We start from the raw sequence: 14,946 nt of genomic DNA, 5'->3' as shown, positions 1-14,946 counted from the left end.
GCAGGGAGCAGCGGGAGGAGTGGTTGCGCGCGGCGACGATCGATCGTGCGGGGGCGGAGGCAGCAGGCACCCTGTCCGTCGACAGCCGGGGCGACGCCCTGGTCGTACGGCTGGCCGGCGCGTGGACGTTGGAGACCGCGCTGGCGGTCGACGCCGCCCTGCGCGAGCTGGCCGAGCGCCAGGTCCGGGGGGCGACCTTCGACGCGACCGCCGTGACCCGGCTGGACAGCGCCGGCGCCTGGGCGATCCGGCGGACCGCCGGGCGGCTCGAGCGCCGCGGGGTGTCGGTCGAGGTGGCCGGTCTCGGCGAGGGGCTGCGCGCGATCTTCGACAAGGCTGCCCTGCACGACCCGACGGCCGCGGTCGAGCCGCCGCCGCGCTGGTCGCTGCTGGACCAGCTCGAGGCGCTCGGCCGGCGCTCGTCCGAAGGCCTGCGGACCGGGCGCAGCCTGCTCGGCCTGCTCGGGCAGGTGGTCGTGGCGCTCGGCCGGGTGGTGCTGCGCCCGACCCGGCTGCGCGGGACCGCCACGGTCGCCCAGATCGAGGCGACCGGGGTTACCGCGCTGCCGATCGTCGGACTGCTGTGCTTCCTGGTCGGGGTCGTGCTCGCCTACATGGGGGCGCTGCAGCTGGCCCGGTTCGGGGCGGCGGTGCTGACCGTCAACCTGGTCGGAATCTCGGTGCTGCGCGAGATCGGCATCCTGCTGACCGCGATCATCGTCGCCGGCCGCTCCGGCAGCGCGTTCGCCGCGCAGATCGGCACCATGAAGGTCAACCAGGAGGTCGATGCCCTGGAAACAATGGGGCTGTCGGTGGTCGACGTGCTGGTGCTGCCGCGGGTGGTCGCGCTGGTGATCGTGCTGCCGGCGCTGACCGTGTTCGCCGACGTGGCCGGGCTCGCCGGCGGGGCGGTGATCTGCCTGTTCCAGCTCGACCTGTCGACCGGCCAGTTCCTGTCGCAGCTGGCCGCCGGCGTGACGATCTGGAGCTTCCTGGTGGGGCTGATCAAGGCGCCGTTCTTCGCGGTGGTGATCGCGCTGGTCGGCTGCCACAACGGGCTCGCGGTGTCGGGCAGCGCCGAGAGCGTCGGCCGGCAGACCACGCGGGCGGTGGTGGAATCGATCTTCCTGGTCATCGTGCTCAACGCGATCTTCGCGATCGCCTTCGCCGAGATCGGCATATGACCGCGGTCGACGGCGAGCCGACGATCGTCGTGCGGGGGCTGGTGACCCGGTTCGGGACCCAGACCGTGCACGACGGACTCGACCTCGAGGTGCGGCGCGGCGAGATCCTCGGCGTGGTCGGCGGCTCCGGCACCGGCAAGACCGTGCTGCTGCGGACCGTCATCGGCCTGCAGCGGCCGACCGAGGGCGAGGTCCGGCTGCTCGGCGAACGGGTGGCGTGGGACGGCTCCACCACCGCGCGGCTGGCCGGGCGGTTCGGGATGCTGTTCCAGGAGGGCGCGCTGTTCAGCGCGCTCACCGTCGGCCAGAACATCGAGGTGCCGATGCGCGAGCGCGGCGACGTCCCGAAGGCCCTGATGGACGAGCTGGCGCGCCTGAAGGTCGGGCTGGTCGGCCTGCCGCCGGACGCCTGCGGCAAGTATCCCTCGCAGCTCTCGGGCGGCATGAGGAAGCGGGCCGGCCTGGCCCGGGCACTGGCCCTGGACCCGGAGGTGGTGTTCCTCGACGAGCCGACCGCCGGGCTCGACCCGATCGGGGCGTCGGCGTTCGACGAGCTGATCCTGGACCTGCGCCGGGCGCTCGGCCTGACGGTGGTCATGGTGACCCACGACCTCGACAGCCTGGCGCGGATCTGCGACCGCATCGCGGTGCTGGTGGACAAGCGGATCGTGGTCGGCACCATGGCGGAGCTGACGGCCGACCCGCATCCGTGGATCCAGGAGTACTTCCATGGCCCGCGGGCGCGGGCGGCGTTCGACATCGCGGCCCGGGCGACGGGTCCGGGTGGGATTGCCCCGGCCGCCGGGGAAGGGGGGTGACGATGGAGACCCGTGCCGGATACGTGGCGGTCGGCGCCTTCGTCCTGCTGCTGTTCCTCGGGGGCCTCGGCCTCGCGGTGTGGTTCGGCGACGTCCGGCTGGACCAGGAGGTGCGTGGGTATCGGATCGAGTTCACCGGCTCGGTCGGCGGCCTGTCGGTCGGCAGCCCGGTCCGCTATCGCGGGGTGCCGGTCGGCTCGGTCACCGGGATACGGATCGACCCCGAGAACGTCGAGAAGATCCAGGTCGACCTGGAGATCGACGCGACCGTGTCGATCAAGACCGACATGTTCGCGACCCTGGAATCCCAGGGGCTGACCGGCGTCGGCTTCATCCAGATCCAGGGCGGATCGCGCAATTCTCCGGAACTGGAGCGCACGGCCGGCGGGCCGCCGCCGGTGATCCCGTCGCGGGCGTCGCGGCTGGAGAAGGTGTTCCAGTCGGCGCCGGAGATCGCCGACCAGCTGACCGTGCTGATGGTCCGGCTGCAGGGCTTCTTCAGCGAGGAGAACCGGGACTCGGTGACCGAGATCCTGCGCAACCTCGCGGTGCTGTCGTCGACCCTCGGCCGTCGGACGGACGACATCGAGGCGGCGGTGATCGACGGCGCCGCGGCGGCCTCCGAGGTGCGCGCCGCGATGTCCGACCTGGTCCCGCTGATCCGCGACCTGCGGCGCAACTTCGCGACCATCGCCGACGAGATCGCGGTGACGCTGGCGGCCGCCCGCGGCACCGTGACCGGCGTCGACGTCGAGATCGGCAAGCTGTCGGAACGCCTCGGCGAGACCACCGAGCGGATCGGCGGCACCGCCGCCCAGCTCGAGGCGCTGGTCGCCGAGGCGCGGCCTGGCATGCGCGACTTCTCGAACTCCGGCCTGTACGAGCTCACCCAGTTCCTGATCGAGGCCCGCGTGCTGGTCGGCAACCTGGACCGCGTGGTGCGGCAGATCGACCGCGATCCCTCGCAGTTCCTGTTCGGCCGCCGCGAAGGCCAGGTGGAGGCGCAATGATGCCGATTTCCCGTCCGATCCCGCCCGTCCTGGCCCGGCGCTCCCTGCTGCTCGGTTCCGCGGCCATGGTGCTGGGAGCAGGAGCCCTCGGCGGATGCTCGGCCCTGCCGATCAACCGGCCGCCGCCGCAGCTCTACACCCTGTCGCCGAAGAGCGTGTTTCCCGCCGACCTGCCGGTCGTGAGCCGGCAGCTCGGCGTCGACCGGCCGTCGTCGCCGGCCGGCCTCGCCACCACCCGGATCGCGGTCGCCCGGGGCCCTTACACCATCGACTACTACGCCGGCGTCCAGTGGATCGACGACGCGCCCAACATGGTGCAGCGGCTGCTGATCGAATCCTTCGAGAACTCTAAGCGGATCGTCGGCGTCGGCCCGGAGTCGGTCGCGCTGCGCTCCGATTTCGTGCTGCGGATCGAGCTGCGCGAGTTCCAGGCGGAGTACGCCGAGGGCGCCGAGGCCCCGACCATCAACGTCCGCATCAACGCCAAGCTGGTCCGCATGCCGCAACGGCACATCATCGCGTCGGCGACCATGGAGCGGTTGATGCCGTCCCGGGACAACCGCATGGGCTCGATCGTGGAGACGTTCGACGAGGCGCTGGGCAAGGTGCTGCGGGACATCGTGGTGTGGACCCTGACCAACCCGGCCCTGCAGGGCTGAACGGGAGGGGCTGATCCGGGACCGGGCTAGCGCGGCGAGCAGGCGACCGGCCACACGGTCCGGCTGCCGGCCGGCAGGGTCCGGCCGTCGGTCGTCCGGACCGGGACGGCGACGGTCTTGGCGGCGTCCGGCAGGTCGCGCAGGGCATGGTTGTCGGCCGGCGACGGCGGCGGCACGAGATACAGGCCGAGCGGGTCCAGGTAGCGCAGCGACTTCGGCCCGAGCATCGGCCCCTTGACGGTGTGCTCGGCGCTGTCCCCGACCAGGAAGTTGATGTGCAGGTGGGGGTAGCCGGCGGATCCATAGTGGCCGCCGGCGGTGCCGGTATTGCCGGAGCGGGCGATCACGTCGCCGGCCTCGACCGTCGTCCCGACCGCCAGCGGCGACGGCTCGTCCAGGTGCTGGTAGCGCGCGAACAGATGCACCGGCAGGCCGGTCGCCGCCGGTGCGAAGTGCAGCCACACGAAGTGGCCGACCAGTTGGCCGGCGGTCCCGGCATGGACCACGGTGCCGTCGGCAACCGCCAGCAGCGGCGTGCCGGCCCGCAGGGTGATGTCCAGGCCGTTGTGGTAGCCGTAGTGGTCGTTGTTGCGCGCGCTGCCGTCGTAGCGGGTGCGCGATCCGTAGGGCGAGGCGATGCCGGGACAGTCGACGCCGGCCGGGAAGGCGGCCCGCAGGCCGGTCGCAAACAGACCCTTGCGCTCGAGCACCTCGTACGGCTCTTTCGGCGTCCGCATCCCGCCGCCACCGCCGCGCAGACCGCCGCCGCGCCCCTCGGCGGCTGCGTCGGCGACGAACCCGGCGGCACAGGCCACGGCGACCAGCAGCGACAGCACACGGCGCATGTTGTTTTCCCTCCGGCCGGTGGTCGGCACGACCTCGACGCGGGCAGGGTTGCGCCGGCGCAAGCGGGCTTCAACGGGAATCTCGATTCCGTGCCGGACCGGCGTCGCCGCACCCTTGACCGGGGCGCCGTCACCGGCGTTGACTGCCCCCGGTCGGAAGGCCGGAGCGATGGCCAGGAGGTTCGCATGACCCATGTATTCCACCGCCAGACCAAGTCGGTTCCGCCGACCGCCGCCGTCGGCGACGGCGTCTACATCGTCGACGCCACCGGCAAGCGCTACCTGGACGCTTCCGGCGGCGCCGCGGTGTCGTGCCTCGGTCACAGCGACGTCCGCGTGGTCAACGCGATCAAGGCGCAGCTCGACGCCATCCCGTATGCCCACACCGGGTTCTTCACCAACGAGCCGATGGAGAAGCTCGCCGACTTCCTGGTCGACGCGGCACCCGGTGACCTGGACATGGTGTACTTCGTGTCCGGCGGCTCCGAGGGCGTCGAGGCGGCCCTTAAGATGGCGCGCCAGTACTTCCTGGAGATCGGCCAGCCCGAGCGCTACCGGATCATCGCCCGGCGCCAGAGCTACCACGGCAATACCCTCGGCGCGCTGTCGATCGGCGGCAACGAGTGGCGGCGCGAGCAGTTCAGGCCGCTGCTGATCGACGCGACCCATGTGGCGCCCTGCTACGAGTACCGCGACCGCCGCGACGGCGAGACCACCGAGGAGTACGGCATCCGGGTGGCCGACGAGCTTGACGCCGCGATCCGGGCGGCCGGGCCGGAGACTGTGGCCGCCTTCGTGTGCGAGCCGGTGGTCGGCGCCACCGCCGGCGCGCTGCCGGCGGTACCCGGCTACCTGAAGCGGATCCGCGAGATCTGCGACCGCCACGGCGTGCTGCTGATCTTCGACGAGGTGATGTGCGGCATGGGCCGGACCGGCCACCTGTTCGCCTGCGAAGAGGACGGGGTGGCGCCGGACCTGCTGGTGATCGCCAAGGGGCTGGGCGCCGGCTACCAGCCGATCGGGGCGGTCCTGGTGGACGGGCGGATCTACGCCGCCATCCGCGACGGCTCCGGGTTCTTCCAGCACGGCCATACCTACATGGGCCATCCGGCGGCCTGCGCCGCCGGGCTGGCCGTGCAGCACGTGATCCGCGACGACAACCTGCTCGACAACGTCAAGGTCCGGGGAGCGGCGCTGCGGCGGGCGCTGGAGTCGCGGTTCGGCAACAACCCGTACGTCGGCGACATCCGCGGGCGCGGCCTGTTCCTCGGCATCGAGATGGTCGCCGACCGTGCCAGCAAGGAGCCGTTCGACCCGGCGCGCAAGCTGAACGCGGCGATCAAGCGCGAGGCGCTGGAGCGCGGCCTGATGGTCTACCCGATGGGCGGGACCATCGACGGGCGGCGCGGCGACCACGTGCTGGTGGCGCCGCCCTTCATCATCGACGACAGCCACATCGGCGAGATCGTCGACAAGCTCGGCGACTCGATCGACGCCGCCCTGACGGGGTAGGAGGTCGCGGCGCCGGCGGTCATCCTTCGGCGTCGAGGCAGCGCCGGATCTCCGCCGGGCGCACCGGCTTGGCGATCGTGCCGGCGACCTGGAGCGAGAGCGCGCGGGCCAGGGACGAGAGCGTCTGCAGGTAGTCGGCCCCGTAGCCCGAGACCAGGACCAGTCGACCCGGGAAACCGATCTGCCCCAGCATCCGGATGACCTCGAAGCCGTCGATGTCCGGCCCCAGAATGATGTCGAGGATCACGACGTCCTCGGGGCCGGCCGAGGCGGCGGCGCTCTCGATATCCGGCTGCATCGGCTCGACCTCGATTGGCCTGAACCCGGCCTGCTCGACATGGGCGGCAATCAGTTGCCGGGTGAGGCTGTCGTCGTCGACGACGAACGCCCGTCGTTCCGACGCGCCCGATTCCCCGATTTCGCCGGTCATGTGATCGCCTTACCCCGGCATGTGCCTTCTGGTGGAGCCGTCGGCGGCAGCTTTCGTCCTTTGCGCGACCTAAACGCAATCCGGGTGCCGGTTCAAGCGCTTCGAACGCCGACCGTCGGCCTGGCCGCGTTGACGCGAACAAGACGGAATGAGCATAGTACCGCCTGGGCTTGCAGGGTTAAGAGAGCCTGAGCGACCGAAAAGGGGCGGAAGAGCCCGGGTCGTACGCCGTGACGTGGCCTCGGGGAGGGGCATCCGTCCGCGGCAGACAGAGAAGAGAAACGGGAGAGTTCGGAGGACTTCTTATGAAGCGACTTCTTGCCACGACTTTTGCCGTCGCACTGGGCGCCGGAGCGCTCGTCGCGGCCGGCTCCGAGGGGGCCTCGGCCGCTGAGCAGCGGTTCATCTCGATCGGGACCGGTGGCGTCACCGGCGTGTACTATCCGACCGGCGGCGCGATCTGCCGGCTGGTCAACAAGGACCGCAAGGAACACGGCATCCGCTGCTCGGTGGAGTCGACCGGCGGCTCGATCTACAACATCAATACCATCCGGTCCGGCGAGCTGGAGTTCGGCGTCGCCCAGTCCGACTGGCAGTACCACGCCTACAACGGCACCTCGAAGTTCGCCGACGCCGGCGCGTTCTCGGACCTGCGGGCGGTGTTCTCGGTGCACCCGGAGCCGGTGACGATCGTGGCCCGGCGGGACTCAGCGGTGAAGAACATCGACGACCTGAAAGGCAAGCGCCTGAACATCGGCAACGCCGGCTCGGGCACCCGCGGCACCTGGGAGGTCATCGAGGCCGCCCTCGGCTGGCAGCGCTCCGACCTGAAGCTCGCGGCCGAACTGAAGTCGGCGGAAACCGGCCAGGCGCTTTGCGACAACAAGATCGATGCGTACTTCTGGCTGGTCGGCCATCCGTCGGCCCTGACGTCCGAGACCGTCTCGACCTGTGACGCGGTGCTGGTGAACGCCGACAACGCGGCGATCCGCAAGCTGGTCGACGACAATTCCTACTATCGCATGGCCACGATCCCGGGCGGCATGTACCCGGGCAATCCGGACGACGTGACCACCTTCGGCGTCGGCGCGACCTTCGTGAGTTCGGCGAAGGTTTCCGACGACGTCGTCTACGTGGTCGCCAAGGCGGTCATGGCCAATCTCGACGACTTCAAGAAGCTGCATCCCGCCTTCGCCAACCTGAAGGCAGAGGAGATGATCAAGGACTCGCTGTCCGCACCTCTGCATCCGGGTGCCGTGAAGGCCTACAAGGAACTCGGCCTGATGTGAGCCGACGATCGGGGGAGGGCGGCTCGTCCTCCCCCGACTCCGTTCGTCCCTAAATCAGAAGCGACGGCGCCGATGTGCCGCGCACGGCCCGCAACCGGGCCCGCTCATTGCGATCGGGGGGATCATGAGCGACCAGCACACCAACCCGAACGCCGTCGACCTCGAGGATCTCGTGGCCTCCTCGGATACCGGGAGCCGCAATCCGAGGGGCACCGTCGGTGTCCTGCTCGCCGGGCTGGCGCTGGCCTGGTCGCTGTTCCAGCTCTACTACGCCTCCAACCTGCCGTTCCTGCTGCAGGACCTGACCGGCCTTCCGGTCGTGTTCAACTCCGACGAGGCGCGCGCGATCCATCTGGCCTTCGCCTTCGCGCTGGCGGCGATGTCCTACCCGCTGCTGGCGTCGTCGCCGCGCGACTACGTGCCCTGGTACGACTGGCTGATGGCGCTGCTCGGCGTCGCGGCCTGCCTGTACCTGATCGCTTTCAAGGACGGGATCGCGCTGCGCGCCGGCCTGCCGACCACCGGCGACCTGGTGGTCTCGACCATCGGCATCGCGCTGGTCCTGGTCTGCACCTACCGCGCGCTCGGCCTGCCGCTGGTGATCGTCGCGTCGGTGTTCCTGATCTACGTGTTCTTCGGCGACAAGCCGTTCATCCCGGACGTCATCCAGTGGAAGGGGGCGTCCTACGGCAAGGCCATGTGGCACTTCTGGATGCAGACCGAGGGCGTGTTCGGCATCGCGCTCGGCGTCTCGGCGTCCATGGTGTTCCTGTTCGTGCTGTTCGGTGCGCTGCTCGACAAGGCCGGCGCCGGCAATTACTTCATCAAGGTCGCGTTCGCGCTGCTCGGTCACCTGCGCGGCGGCCCGGCGAAGGCCGCGGTCGTGTCGTCCGCCATGACCGGCCTGATCTCGGGCTCGTCGATCGCCAACACCGTCACCACCGGCACCTTCACGATCCCGCTGATGAAGCGGGTCGGGTTCTCCGGCGACAAGGCCGGCGCGGTCGAGGTGGCGTCGTCGGTCAACGGCCAGATCATGCCGCCGGTCATGGGCGCGGCCGCCTTCCTGATGGTCGAGTATGTCGGGGTCAGCTATCTCGACGTGGTCCGCCACGCCATACTGCCGGCGTCCATCTCCTACATCGCGCTGCTCTACATCGTGCACCTGGAGGCCCTGAAGTCGGGCATGAAGGGGCTGCCGAAGCCCGGCGGGCCGAGGACCGTCGTGCAGGGGCTGATCGGTGCGCTGACCGGCTTCCTGACGATCGCGATCATGGCGGCGGTCGTCTACTACGGCCTCGGCTGGACCAAGGACGTGTTCGGCGACGCCACCTTCGAGGCGGTCTGCGTCCTGTTCCTCGTCGTGTATGTCGGCCTGGTGGCCGTCGCCGCCCGCTACCAGGACCTCGAACTGGACGACCCGAACGCCCCGGTGAGCGAGCTTCCCGAGGTCAAGGCGACGGTGATGACCGGCCTGTACTTCCTGTTGCCGATCGTCGTCCTGGTCTGGTGCCTGATGATCGAGCGGCTGTCGCCCGGCCTGTCCGCCTACTGGGCGACAGTGGCGATGCTGTTCATCCTGGCCACCCAACACCCCCTGAAGGCGGTGTTCCGCAAGGCCGGGTCCGTGGCCGGCGAGTTCCGGCGCGGCTTCGCCGACATCGTCGACGGCCTGATCGCCGGCGCCCGCAACATGATCGGCATCGCCGTCGCCACCGGGGCCGCCGGCATCATCGTCGGCACCATCTCGCTGACCGGCGCGCACCAGGTGGTCGGCGCCTTCATCGAGTTCCTGTCCGGCGGCAACCTGATGGCGATGCTGGTGCTGGTCGCGGTGTTCAGCCTGATCCTGGGTATGGGGCTGCCGACCACCGCGAACTACATCGTGGTATCGTCGCTGATGGCGGCCGTCGTGGTCGAGGTCGGGGCGCAGAACGGCCTGATCGTGCCGCTGATCGCCGTCCACCTGTTCGTGTTCTACTTCGGGATCATGGCGGACGTGACGCCGCCGGTCGGGCTGGCCTCGTTCGCGGCCGCGGCGATCTCCGGGTCGGATCCGATCAAGACCGGCTTCACGGCGTTCTACTACTCGCTGCGGACGGTGGCCCTGCCGTTCCTGTTCATCTTCAACACCGACCTGCTGCTGATCGACGTGACGTTGCTGGAGGCGGTCTATGTGTTCGTGATCGCGACCGTGGCGATGATGCTGTTCGCGGCCGGGACCCAGGGCTACTTCTTCGCCCGCAACAAGGCCTGGGAGGCGGTGGCGCTGCTGCTGGTGGCGTTCACCCTGTTCCGGCCGGGCTTCTGGCTGGACATGATCGAGCCGCCCTACCACCAGGAGGACCCGACCCGGATCGTCGAGTTCGCCGAGGTCGAGCCGGACGGCGCCGACATCCGCCTGGTCGTCGAGGGCCGGTCGATAACCGACGAGACCAAGGTCGAGACCACGACCTTCCTGCTGCCGCTGGGCGCGAAGGGGGCCAGCGGCGACGACCGGCTGAAGAACAGCGACCTCCACGTGATCGTCGAGGACGGCGTGGCCAAGCTCGAGGAACCGTTCCAGCCGACCAGCGTGCCGGGCAGCAAGCTCGGCGATTTCGACTTCTACGGTGACGTGCCGGTGCAGATCACCGCGATCGAGGTGCCGGTCGAGCGCATCGCCAAGGAGATCTTCTACATCCCGGCGTTCCTGCTGCTGGCATTGGTGGTGGTGCTGCAGCGGCGCCGGACCGACGTGCCGGCATTCTGACCGGTCGACCTATCGAGGGAGGGCAGCGATGTACGCCGATATCATGCTGGCGGTCGACCTGGTCAACGCCGATACGCAGCTCAAGGCGGTCGGCACGGCGGTCAAGCTGGCTCAGACCTTCGGGGCGCGGCTGCACGTCATTACGGTGGTGCCGGACTACGGCATGAGCATCGTCGGCGGGTATTTCACCAAGGATCACGAGCGCCAGGCGATCGAGCACGCCAACAAGGCCCTCCATGCGTTCGTGGCCGAGCACGTCCCGACGGAAATCAAACTTCAACATATCGTCGGTCATGGTACGATCTATCAAGAGATCCTGCGGTATGCGGCAGACACCGGTTGCGACCTGATCGTCATGGCGTCGCACCGACCGGAGCTCGGGGACTACCTGCTCGGACCGAATGCCGCCCGTGTCGTGCGGCACGCCGGTTGTTCGGTCATGGTGGTCCGCGACTGAAGGCTCGGGAACGCGGCAACATTTCGTTAACGTCCGGCCGCTAGCCTCTTCCCTGCCGAGGTGGATCCTGGGCGTCTGGAGGTGTGATAGATGAGCGGATCGGGACCCTCCTCGAATGGTCGGGAAGGCGGCCTGCCGACGGCAGCGCTGGTGGCCAAGCTGTCCAAGGACAGCTCGCCCAGTGCCCGTTCCGAAGTCGCCGAGACCGTCGGGCGGGCGCTCGACGCCGGGGCGCTCGCCGAGGGTGAGCGCCGTCTGGCGAACGACATCGTCCGGCGCCTGGCGATCGATGTCGAACGGCAGGTGCGCGAGACGCTCGCCCAGGCGGTGCGCCGGACCCCGGATCTGCCGCACGACGTCGCCCTGATGCTGGCCCGCGACATCGCCAGCGTCGCCACGCCGGTGCTCTCGGAATCGAGCGTGCTGACCGACAGCGACCTGGTCGACTTGGTCGCCGGCGACGACGAGGCCAAGCAGCTCGCGGTCGCGGGTCGCCCGGCGCTGTCCGAGGCGGTTGCCGACGCGCTGGTCGCCCACGGCTCCGAGAACGTCGTGGTGGCGGTGGTCTCGAACCCCGGTGCCGAGCTGGCCGAGCCGACCCTGGACCTGGCGCTGGACCGGTTCCCCGACAGCGAGCGCGTGCACGCGCCGATGATCGAGCGCGAGACGCTGCCGGTGGCGGTGGCCGAGCGGCTGGTCGCGGTGGTGTCCGAGCGGCTGAAGAGCCAGCTGGTCCGGCGCCACGCCCTGCCGGCGGACTTGGCGACCGACCTCATCCTGGACAGCCGCGAGCGGGCCACCCTGTCGCTGGTCGACGACGAGTCCTCGCCGGAGCGGGTCGAGGATCTGGTGCGGTCGCTGGCCCGCGGCGGCCGGCTGACGTCGTCGATCATCGTTCGCGCGGCCTGCGTCGGCGACATGGCGTTCGTCGAGACCGCGCTGGCGGTGATGGCCGGGGTGCCGGTGGAAAATGCCGGGCGGCTGGTACACGACGCCGGCCGGCGCGGGCTGGAAGCGCTGGCGGACAAGGCCGGTATCGCTCCGCGCGACAAGGTCGTCCTGCGCGCCGCCATCGAGACGATCGACGAGACCGAACTCGGCGACGCGCCGTCCGATCGCGACCGATTTGCCGAGACTGTCATCGAGCGTGTCCTGACCCGGTTCGACGCCGGCGAACCGGGCGTCAGCGAAGACGACGCGCAGTACTTGATTAAAAAACTAGAAAATTACGTCTCCCAGCGACCCGAAGCGGTGGCGCCGCCTGCATGACCTGCGTTGCCGCGGAGCGGATTGACTGTACCTGGACTGCCCGATCCGTCAGGGGGACTTCAAATGACGGCGCGAACCGGGTAAGGTTGGTCAGTTGCGCCCTGCAACCGTCGAGCTGGGGAGCCTCGATGTGAGCATTCAGGCCATTTACGACTCCGACTGGGGGCAGTCGACCGCGCGTGCCATGTGGCGCCGCCTGGTGTTTCTCGTCTTCGTCGTCGCGGTGCTCGCCGGCCCGTTCGTCCTGGGCGGCGCGGTCGGATGGGTGACGACCCGGGAGGCCGGGCCGGTGCTCGGCGAGGACGGGTGGCTGCGGACCGGGACGAACCTGGCGAGTCACGGCGCCGGATTTCCCCTGGTCTCCGCCAGCGAGCTCGAGGCCGCCGGATTGAGCGTCGACGAGGCGAGCAGGATTCTCCGGCGCTGACGCTTCGGCGCGATCAGAGTGAACCGAGGAACCCGTCGACGGCGGCCGCCGCCTCGTCGAGCGCGTCCTCATGGCTGCGCCCGCTGGCCCTGCGCGGCTTCAGGTCGTGGTCGCCGTCGGCGATCCAGGCGAGCGAGACCGCCGGCGAGAGCCGATAGCCGGCGACGTCGTCGACGGTTCCGAACGGGTCCCGGGTTCCCTGGACGATCAGGGTCGGGACCGCCAGGGCACCCAGGTGCTCGACGCGGGTCCGCTCGGGTCTGCCGGGCGGGTGAAACGGGTAGCCGAGGCAGACGAGGCCGCGGGCGCCGTCTTCGGCCGCCAGCAGCGAGGCCATCCGGCCGCCCATCGACTTGCCGCCGATCACCAGCCGCTGCGGCCCGCCGAGGGCGGCGACCACCGAGCGCCAGGTGTCGATGAGGACCGGCTGCCGGTCGGGCGGCCGCTTGCGGCCGTCGGTCCGGCGTCCCGTCATGTACGGGAATTCGAACCGGACCACGCGGTGGCCGCGGCGGGACAGCCGTTCCGCCACGGCGTTCAGGAACGGGCTGTCCATCGGCGCGCCGGCGCCATGGGCGAGCACCAGGGTCGCCGGCGCGTCGTCCGGCCCGTCGATCAGCAGCTCGGGTGTGTCGGCCACCCGTCAGAGGCCGGAGAAGAAGTCGTTGCCCTTGTCGTCGACGATGATGAAGGCCGGGAACTTCTCGACCTCGATGCGCCAGACCGCCTCCATGCCGAGCTCCGGGAACTCCTGGACCTCGACCTTCTTGATGGAGTTCAGCGCCAGCTTGGCGGCAGCACCTCCGACCGATCCGAGGTAGAAGCCGCCGTGCTTCTTGCAGGCCTCGCGCACCACCGGCGAGCGGTTGCCCTTGGCCAGCGTCACGAAGCTGCCGCCGGCCGCCATGAACGGCTCGACGTAGCTGTCCATGCGGCCGGCCGTGGTCGGCCCGAACGAGCCCGACGCATAGCCTTCCGGGGTCTTGGCCGGGCCGGCGTAGTAGATCGGGTGGTTCTTGACGTAGTCCGGCAGCGGCTTGCCGGCGTCGATCATCTCCTGCAGCTTGGCGTGCGCGATGTCGCGCGCCACGATCATCGGGCCGGTCAGCGACACCCGGGTCTTGATCGGGTACTGCGAGAGGGTCTTGCGGATCTCGTCCATCGGCCGGGTCAGGTCGATCTCGACCGCGTCGGCGGTGAGCTGGCTCTCGTCGATGTCCGGCAGAAACTTCGCCGGATCGGCCTCCAGGCGCTCCAGGTAGATGCCGTCGCGGGTGATCTTGGCGACCGCCTGACGATCGGCGGAGCACGACACGCCGATGCCGATCGGGCAGCTGGCGCCGTGGCGCGGCAGCCGGATCACCCGGACGTCGTGGCAGAAGTACTTGCCGCCGAACTGGGCGCCGATGCCCATGTCGCGGGTCATTGCCAAGATCTTCTGCTCCCACTCCAGGTCGCGGAAGGCGTGGCCGGTCTCGGAGCCTGATGTCGGCAGGCCGTCGAGGTAGCGGGTCGAGGCGAGTTTCACGGTCTTGAGGTTGAACTCGGCCGAGGTGCCGCCGATCACGATCGCCAGGTGGTAGGGCGGGCAGGCGGCGGTGCCGAGGGTGCGGATCTTGGTGTCAAGGAACTTGGCCAGGCTGTCCGGGTTCAGGACCGCCTTGGTCTCCTGGAACAGGAAGGTCTTGTTGGCCGAGCCGCCGCCCTTCTGGACGAACAGGAACTTGTAGGCGTCGCCCTTCTCGGCATAGAGCTCGATCTGCGCCGGCAGGTTGTTGGCGGTGTTCTTCTCCGCGAACATGTCGAGCGGCGCCAGCTGGCTGTAGCGCAGGTTGGTGTTGACGTAGGTGTTGTAGACGCCGCGCGACAGCGCCTCCTCGTCGTCGTAGCCGGTGAAGACGTTCTGGCCCTTCTTGCCCATGATGATCGCGGTGCCGGTGTCCTGGCACATCGGCAGCACGCCGCCGGCGGCGATCGAGGCGTTCTTCAGCAGGTCGTAGGCGACGAACCGGTCGTTCGGCGACGCCTCGGGGTCGTCGAGGATATCGCGCAGCTGCTGCAGGTGGCCGGGCCGCAGCAGGTGCGAGATGTCATGGAACGCCTGTTCGGCCAGCAGGGTCAGGCCTTCCGGCTCGACCGTCACCACGTCGCGGCCGCCCAGAGTCGCCACCGACACGTGGTCGGTGGTCAGCTTGCGGTAGTCGGTGGTGTCGGGGCCGAGCGGGAACATCGTGGTGAAGTCGAACGCCGCCATCGGGTTCCTCTCGTGTACGGTCTGCCGGAGCCGGGGCCTG

Annotated in this window: 14 protein-coding genes; 10 read left to right on the top strand and 4 right to left on the bottom strand. The window is 69.6% G+C overall.

Translation table 11 applies throughout. The annotated features are described in order from the left end of the window. Positions 1-23 precede the first annotated feature (23 nt). From IE246_RS27260 to IE246_RS27245, 4 genes are read left to right on the top strand one after another with little or no spacing between them, the layout of a single operon-like run. Positions 24-1,184 carry an MlaE family lipid ABC transporter permease subunit gene (locus tag IE246_RS27260; RefSeq protein ID WP_189995742.1) on the top strand — a complete coding sequence of 387 codons (1,161 nt, stop codon included), beginning with the start codon at positions 24-26 and terminating at the stop codon, positions 1,182-1,184. Continuing rightward, positions 1,181-2,002 carry an ABC transporter ATP-binding protein gene (locus IE246_RS27255; RefSeq protein ID WP_189995741.1) on the top strand — a complete coding sequence of 274 codons (822 nt, stop codon included), beginning with the start codon at positions 1,181-1,183 and terminating at the stop codon, positions 2,000-2,002. Before IE246_RS27260 ends, IE246_RS27255 begins: the two co-directional genes overlap by 4 nt. 2 nt (positions 2,003-2,004) lie before the next feature. Further along, positions 2,005-3,012, top strand: coding sequence for an MlaD family protein (locus IE246_RS27250; RefSeq protein WP_189995740.1), 1,008 nt, complete (start codon positions 2,005-2,007; stop codon positions 3,010-3,012). Next, a complete protein-coding gene (locus IE246_RS27245; protein ID WP_189995739.1) occupies positions 3,012-3,671 on the top strand; it encodes an ABC-type transport auxiliary lipoprotein family protein in 660 nt (219 codons plus the stop codon). Before IE246_RS27250 ends, IE246_RS27245 begins: the two co-directional genes overlap by 1 nt. 26 nt (positions 3,672-3,697) lie before the next feature. Here IE246_RS27245 and IE246_RS27240 read toward each other — a convergent pair whose 3' ends face one another. Then, positions 3,698-4,516, bottom strand: coding sequence for a M23 family metallopeptidase (locus IE246_RS27240; protein ID WP_189995738.1), 819 nt, complete (start codon positions 4,514-4,516; stop codon positions 3,698-3,700). 186 nt (positions 4,517-4,702) lie between these two features. Between IE246_RS27240 and IE246_RS27235 the strand changes: the two genes are divergently transcribed. Further along, positions 4,703-6,028, top strand: coding sequence for an aspartate aminotransferase family protein (locus tag IE246_RS27235; protein ID WP_189995737.1), 1,326 nt, complete (start codon positions 4,703-4,705; stop codon positions 6,026-6,028). A gap of 19 nt (positions 6,029-6,047) precedes the next feature. Here the strand turns inward: IE246_RS27235 and IE246_RS27230 are convergent, their stop codons facing one another. Continuing rightward, complete coding sequence (locus IE246_RS27230) at positions 6,048-6,458, bottom strand: response regulator (RefSeq protein ID WP_189995736.1); 411 nt, start codon at positions 6,456-6,458, stop codon at positions 6,048-6,050. A gap of 305 nt (positions 6,459-6,763) precedes the next feature. Here IE246_RS27230 and IE246_RS27225 point away from each other — a divergent pair, with 305 nt between their 5' ends. From IE246_RS27225 to IE246_RS27205, 5 genes are all read left to right on the top strand, one after another. Further along, complete coding sequence (locus IE246_RS27225) at positions 6,764-7,747, top strand: TAXI family TRAP transporter solute-binding subunit (protein WP_189995735.1); 984 nt, start codon at positions 6,764-6,766, stop codon at positions 7,745-7,747. Positions 7,748-7,871: 124 nt separating this feature from the next. Beyond that, on the top strand, positions 7,872-10,499 hold the full coding sequence (locus tag IE246_RS27220; RefSeq protein ID WP_189995733.1) for a TRAP transporter permease: 2,628 nt from the start codon (positions 7,872-7,874) through the stop codon (positions 10,497-10,499). 28 nt (positions 10,500-10,527) lie between these two features. Beyond that, a complete protein-coding gene (locus IE246_RS27215; RefSeq protein ID WP_189995731.1) occupies positions 10,528-10,956 on the top strand; it encodes a universal stress protein in 429 nt (142 codons plus the stop codon). Between the two features lie 90 nt (positions 10,957-11,046). Then, positions 11,047-12,225, top strand: coding sequence for a SpbR family protein (gene spbR, locus IE246_RS27210; protein WP_189995729.1), 1,179 nt, complete (start codon positions 11,047-11,049; stop codon positions 12,223-12,225). Positions 12,226-12,355: 130 nt separating this feature from the next. Then, on the top strand, positions 12,356-12,652 hold the full coding sequence (locus tag IE246_RS27205) for a hypothetical protein (RefSeq protein WP_189995727.1): 297 nt from the start codon (positions 12,356-12,358) through the stop codon (positions 12,650-12,652). Positions 12,653-12,665: 13 nt separating this feature from the next. Here the strand turns inward: IE246_RS27205 and IE246_RS27200 are convergent, their stop codons facing one another. Both IE246_RS27200 and IE246_RS27195 read right to left on the bottom strand, forming a co-directional pair. After that, positions 12,666-13,292 carry an alpha/beta family hydrolase gene (locus IE246_RS27200; protein ID WP_229837536.1) on the bottom strand — a complete coding sequence of 209 codons (627 nt, stop codon included), beginning with the start codon at positions 13,290-13,292 and terminating at the stop codon, positions 12,666-12,668. 3 nt (positions 13,293-13,295) lie between these two features. After that, positions 13,296-14,906: a fumarate hydratase gene (locus IE246_RS27195; RefSeq protein ID WP_189995726.1), complete on the bottom strand. Its 1,611-nt coding sequence runs from the start codon at positions 14,904-14,906 to the stop codon at positions 13,296-13,298. Between the last annotated feature and the right edge of the window lie 40 nt (positions 14,907-14,946).

The organism is Thalassobaculum fulvum (genome assembly GCF_014652915.1).
In the GTDB taxonomy this organism is placed as follows: domain Bacteria; phylum Pseudomonadota; class Alphaproteobacteria; order Thalassobaculales; family Thalassobaculaceae; genus Thalassobaculum_A; species Thalassobaculum_A fulvum.
This window is presented reverse-complemented; position numbering and strand designations above follow the sequence as displayed.

Bases quoted from the DNA above. Each gene is read 5' to 3' on its own strand.
- IE246_RS27245 (WP_189995739.1), top strand. From the start codon at position 3,012: ATGCCGATTTCCCGTCCGATCCCGCCCGTCCTGGCCCGGCGCTCCCTG.
- IE246_RS27225 (WP_189995735.1), top strand. From the start codon at position 6,764: ATGAAGCGACTTCTTGCCACGACTTTTGCCGTCGCACTGGGCGCCGGA.
- IE246_RS27250 (WP_189995740.1), top strand. From the start codon at position 2,005: ATGGAGACCCGTGCCGGATACGTGGCGGTCGGCGCCTTCGTCCTGCTG.
- IE246_RS27235 (WP_189995737.1), top strand. From the start codon at position 4,703: ATGACCCATGTATTCCACCGCCAGACCAAGTCGGTTCCGCCGACCGCC.
- IE246_RS27230 (WP_189995736.1), bottom strand. From the start codon at position 6,458: ATGACCGGCGAAATCGGGGAATCGGGCGCGTCGGAACGACGGGCGTTC.
- IE246_RS27215 (WP_189995731.1), top strand. From the start codon at position 10,528: ATGTACGCCGATATCATGCTGGCGGTCGACCTGGTCAACGCCGATACG.
- IE246_RS27240 (WP_189995738.1), bottom strand. From the start codon at position 4,516: ATGCGCCGTGTGCTGTCGCTGCTGGTCGCCGTGGCCTGTGCCGCCGGG.
- IE246_RS27220 (WP_189995733.1), top strand. From the start codon at position 7,872: ATGAGCGACCAGCACACCAACCCGAACGCCGTCGACCTCGAGGATCTC.
- IE246_RS27195 (WP_189995726.1), bottom strand. From the start codon at position 14,906: ATGGCGGCGTTCGACTTCACCACGATGTTCCCGCTCGGCCCCGACACC.
- spbR (WP_189995729.1), top strand. From the start codon at position 11,047: ATGAGCGGATCGGGACCCTCCTCGAATGGTCGGGAAGGCGGCCTGCCG.
- IE246_RS27255 (WP_189995741.1), top strand. From the start codon at position 1,181: ATGACCGCGGTCGACGGCGAGCCGACGATCGTCGTGCGGGGGCTGGTG.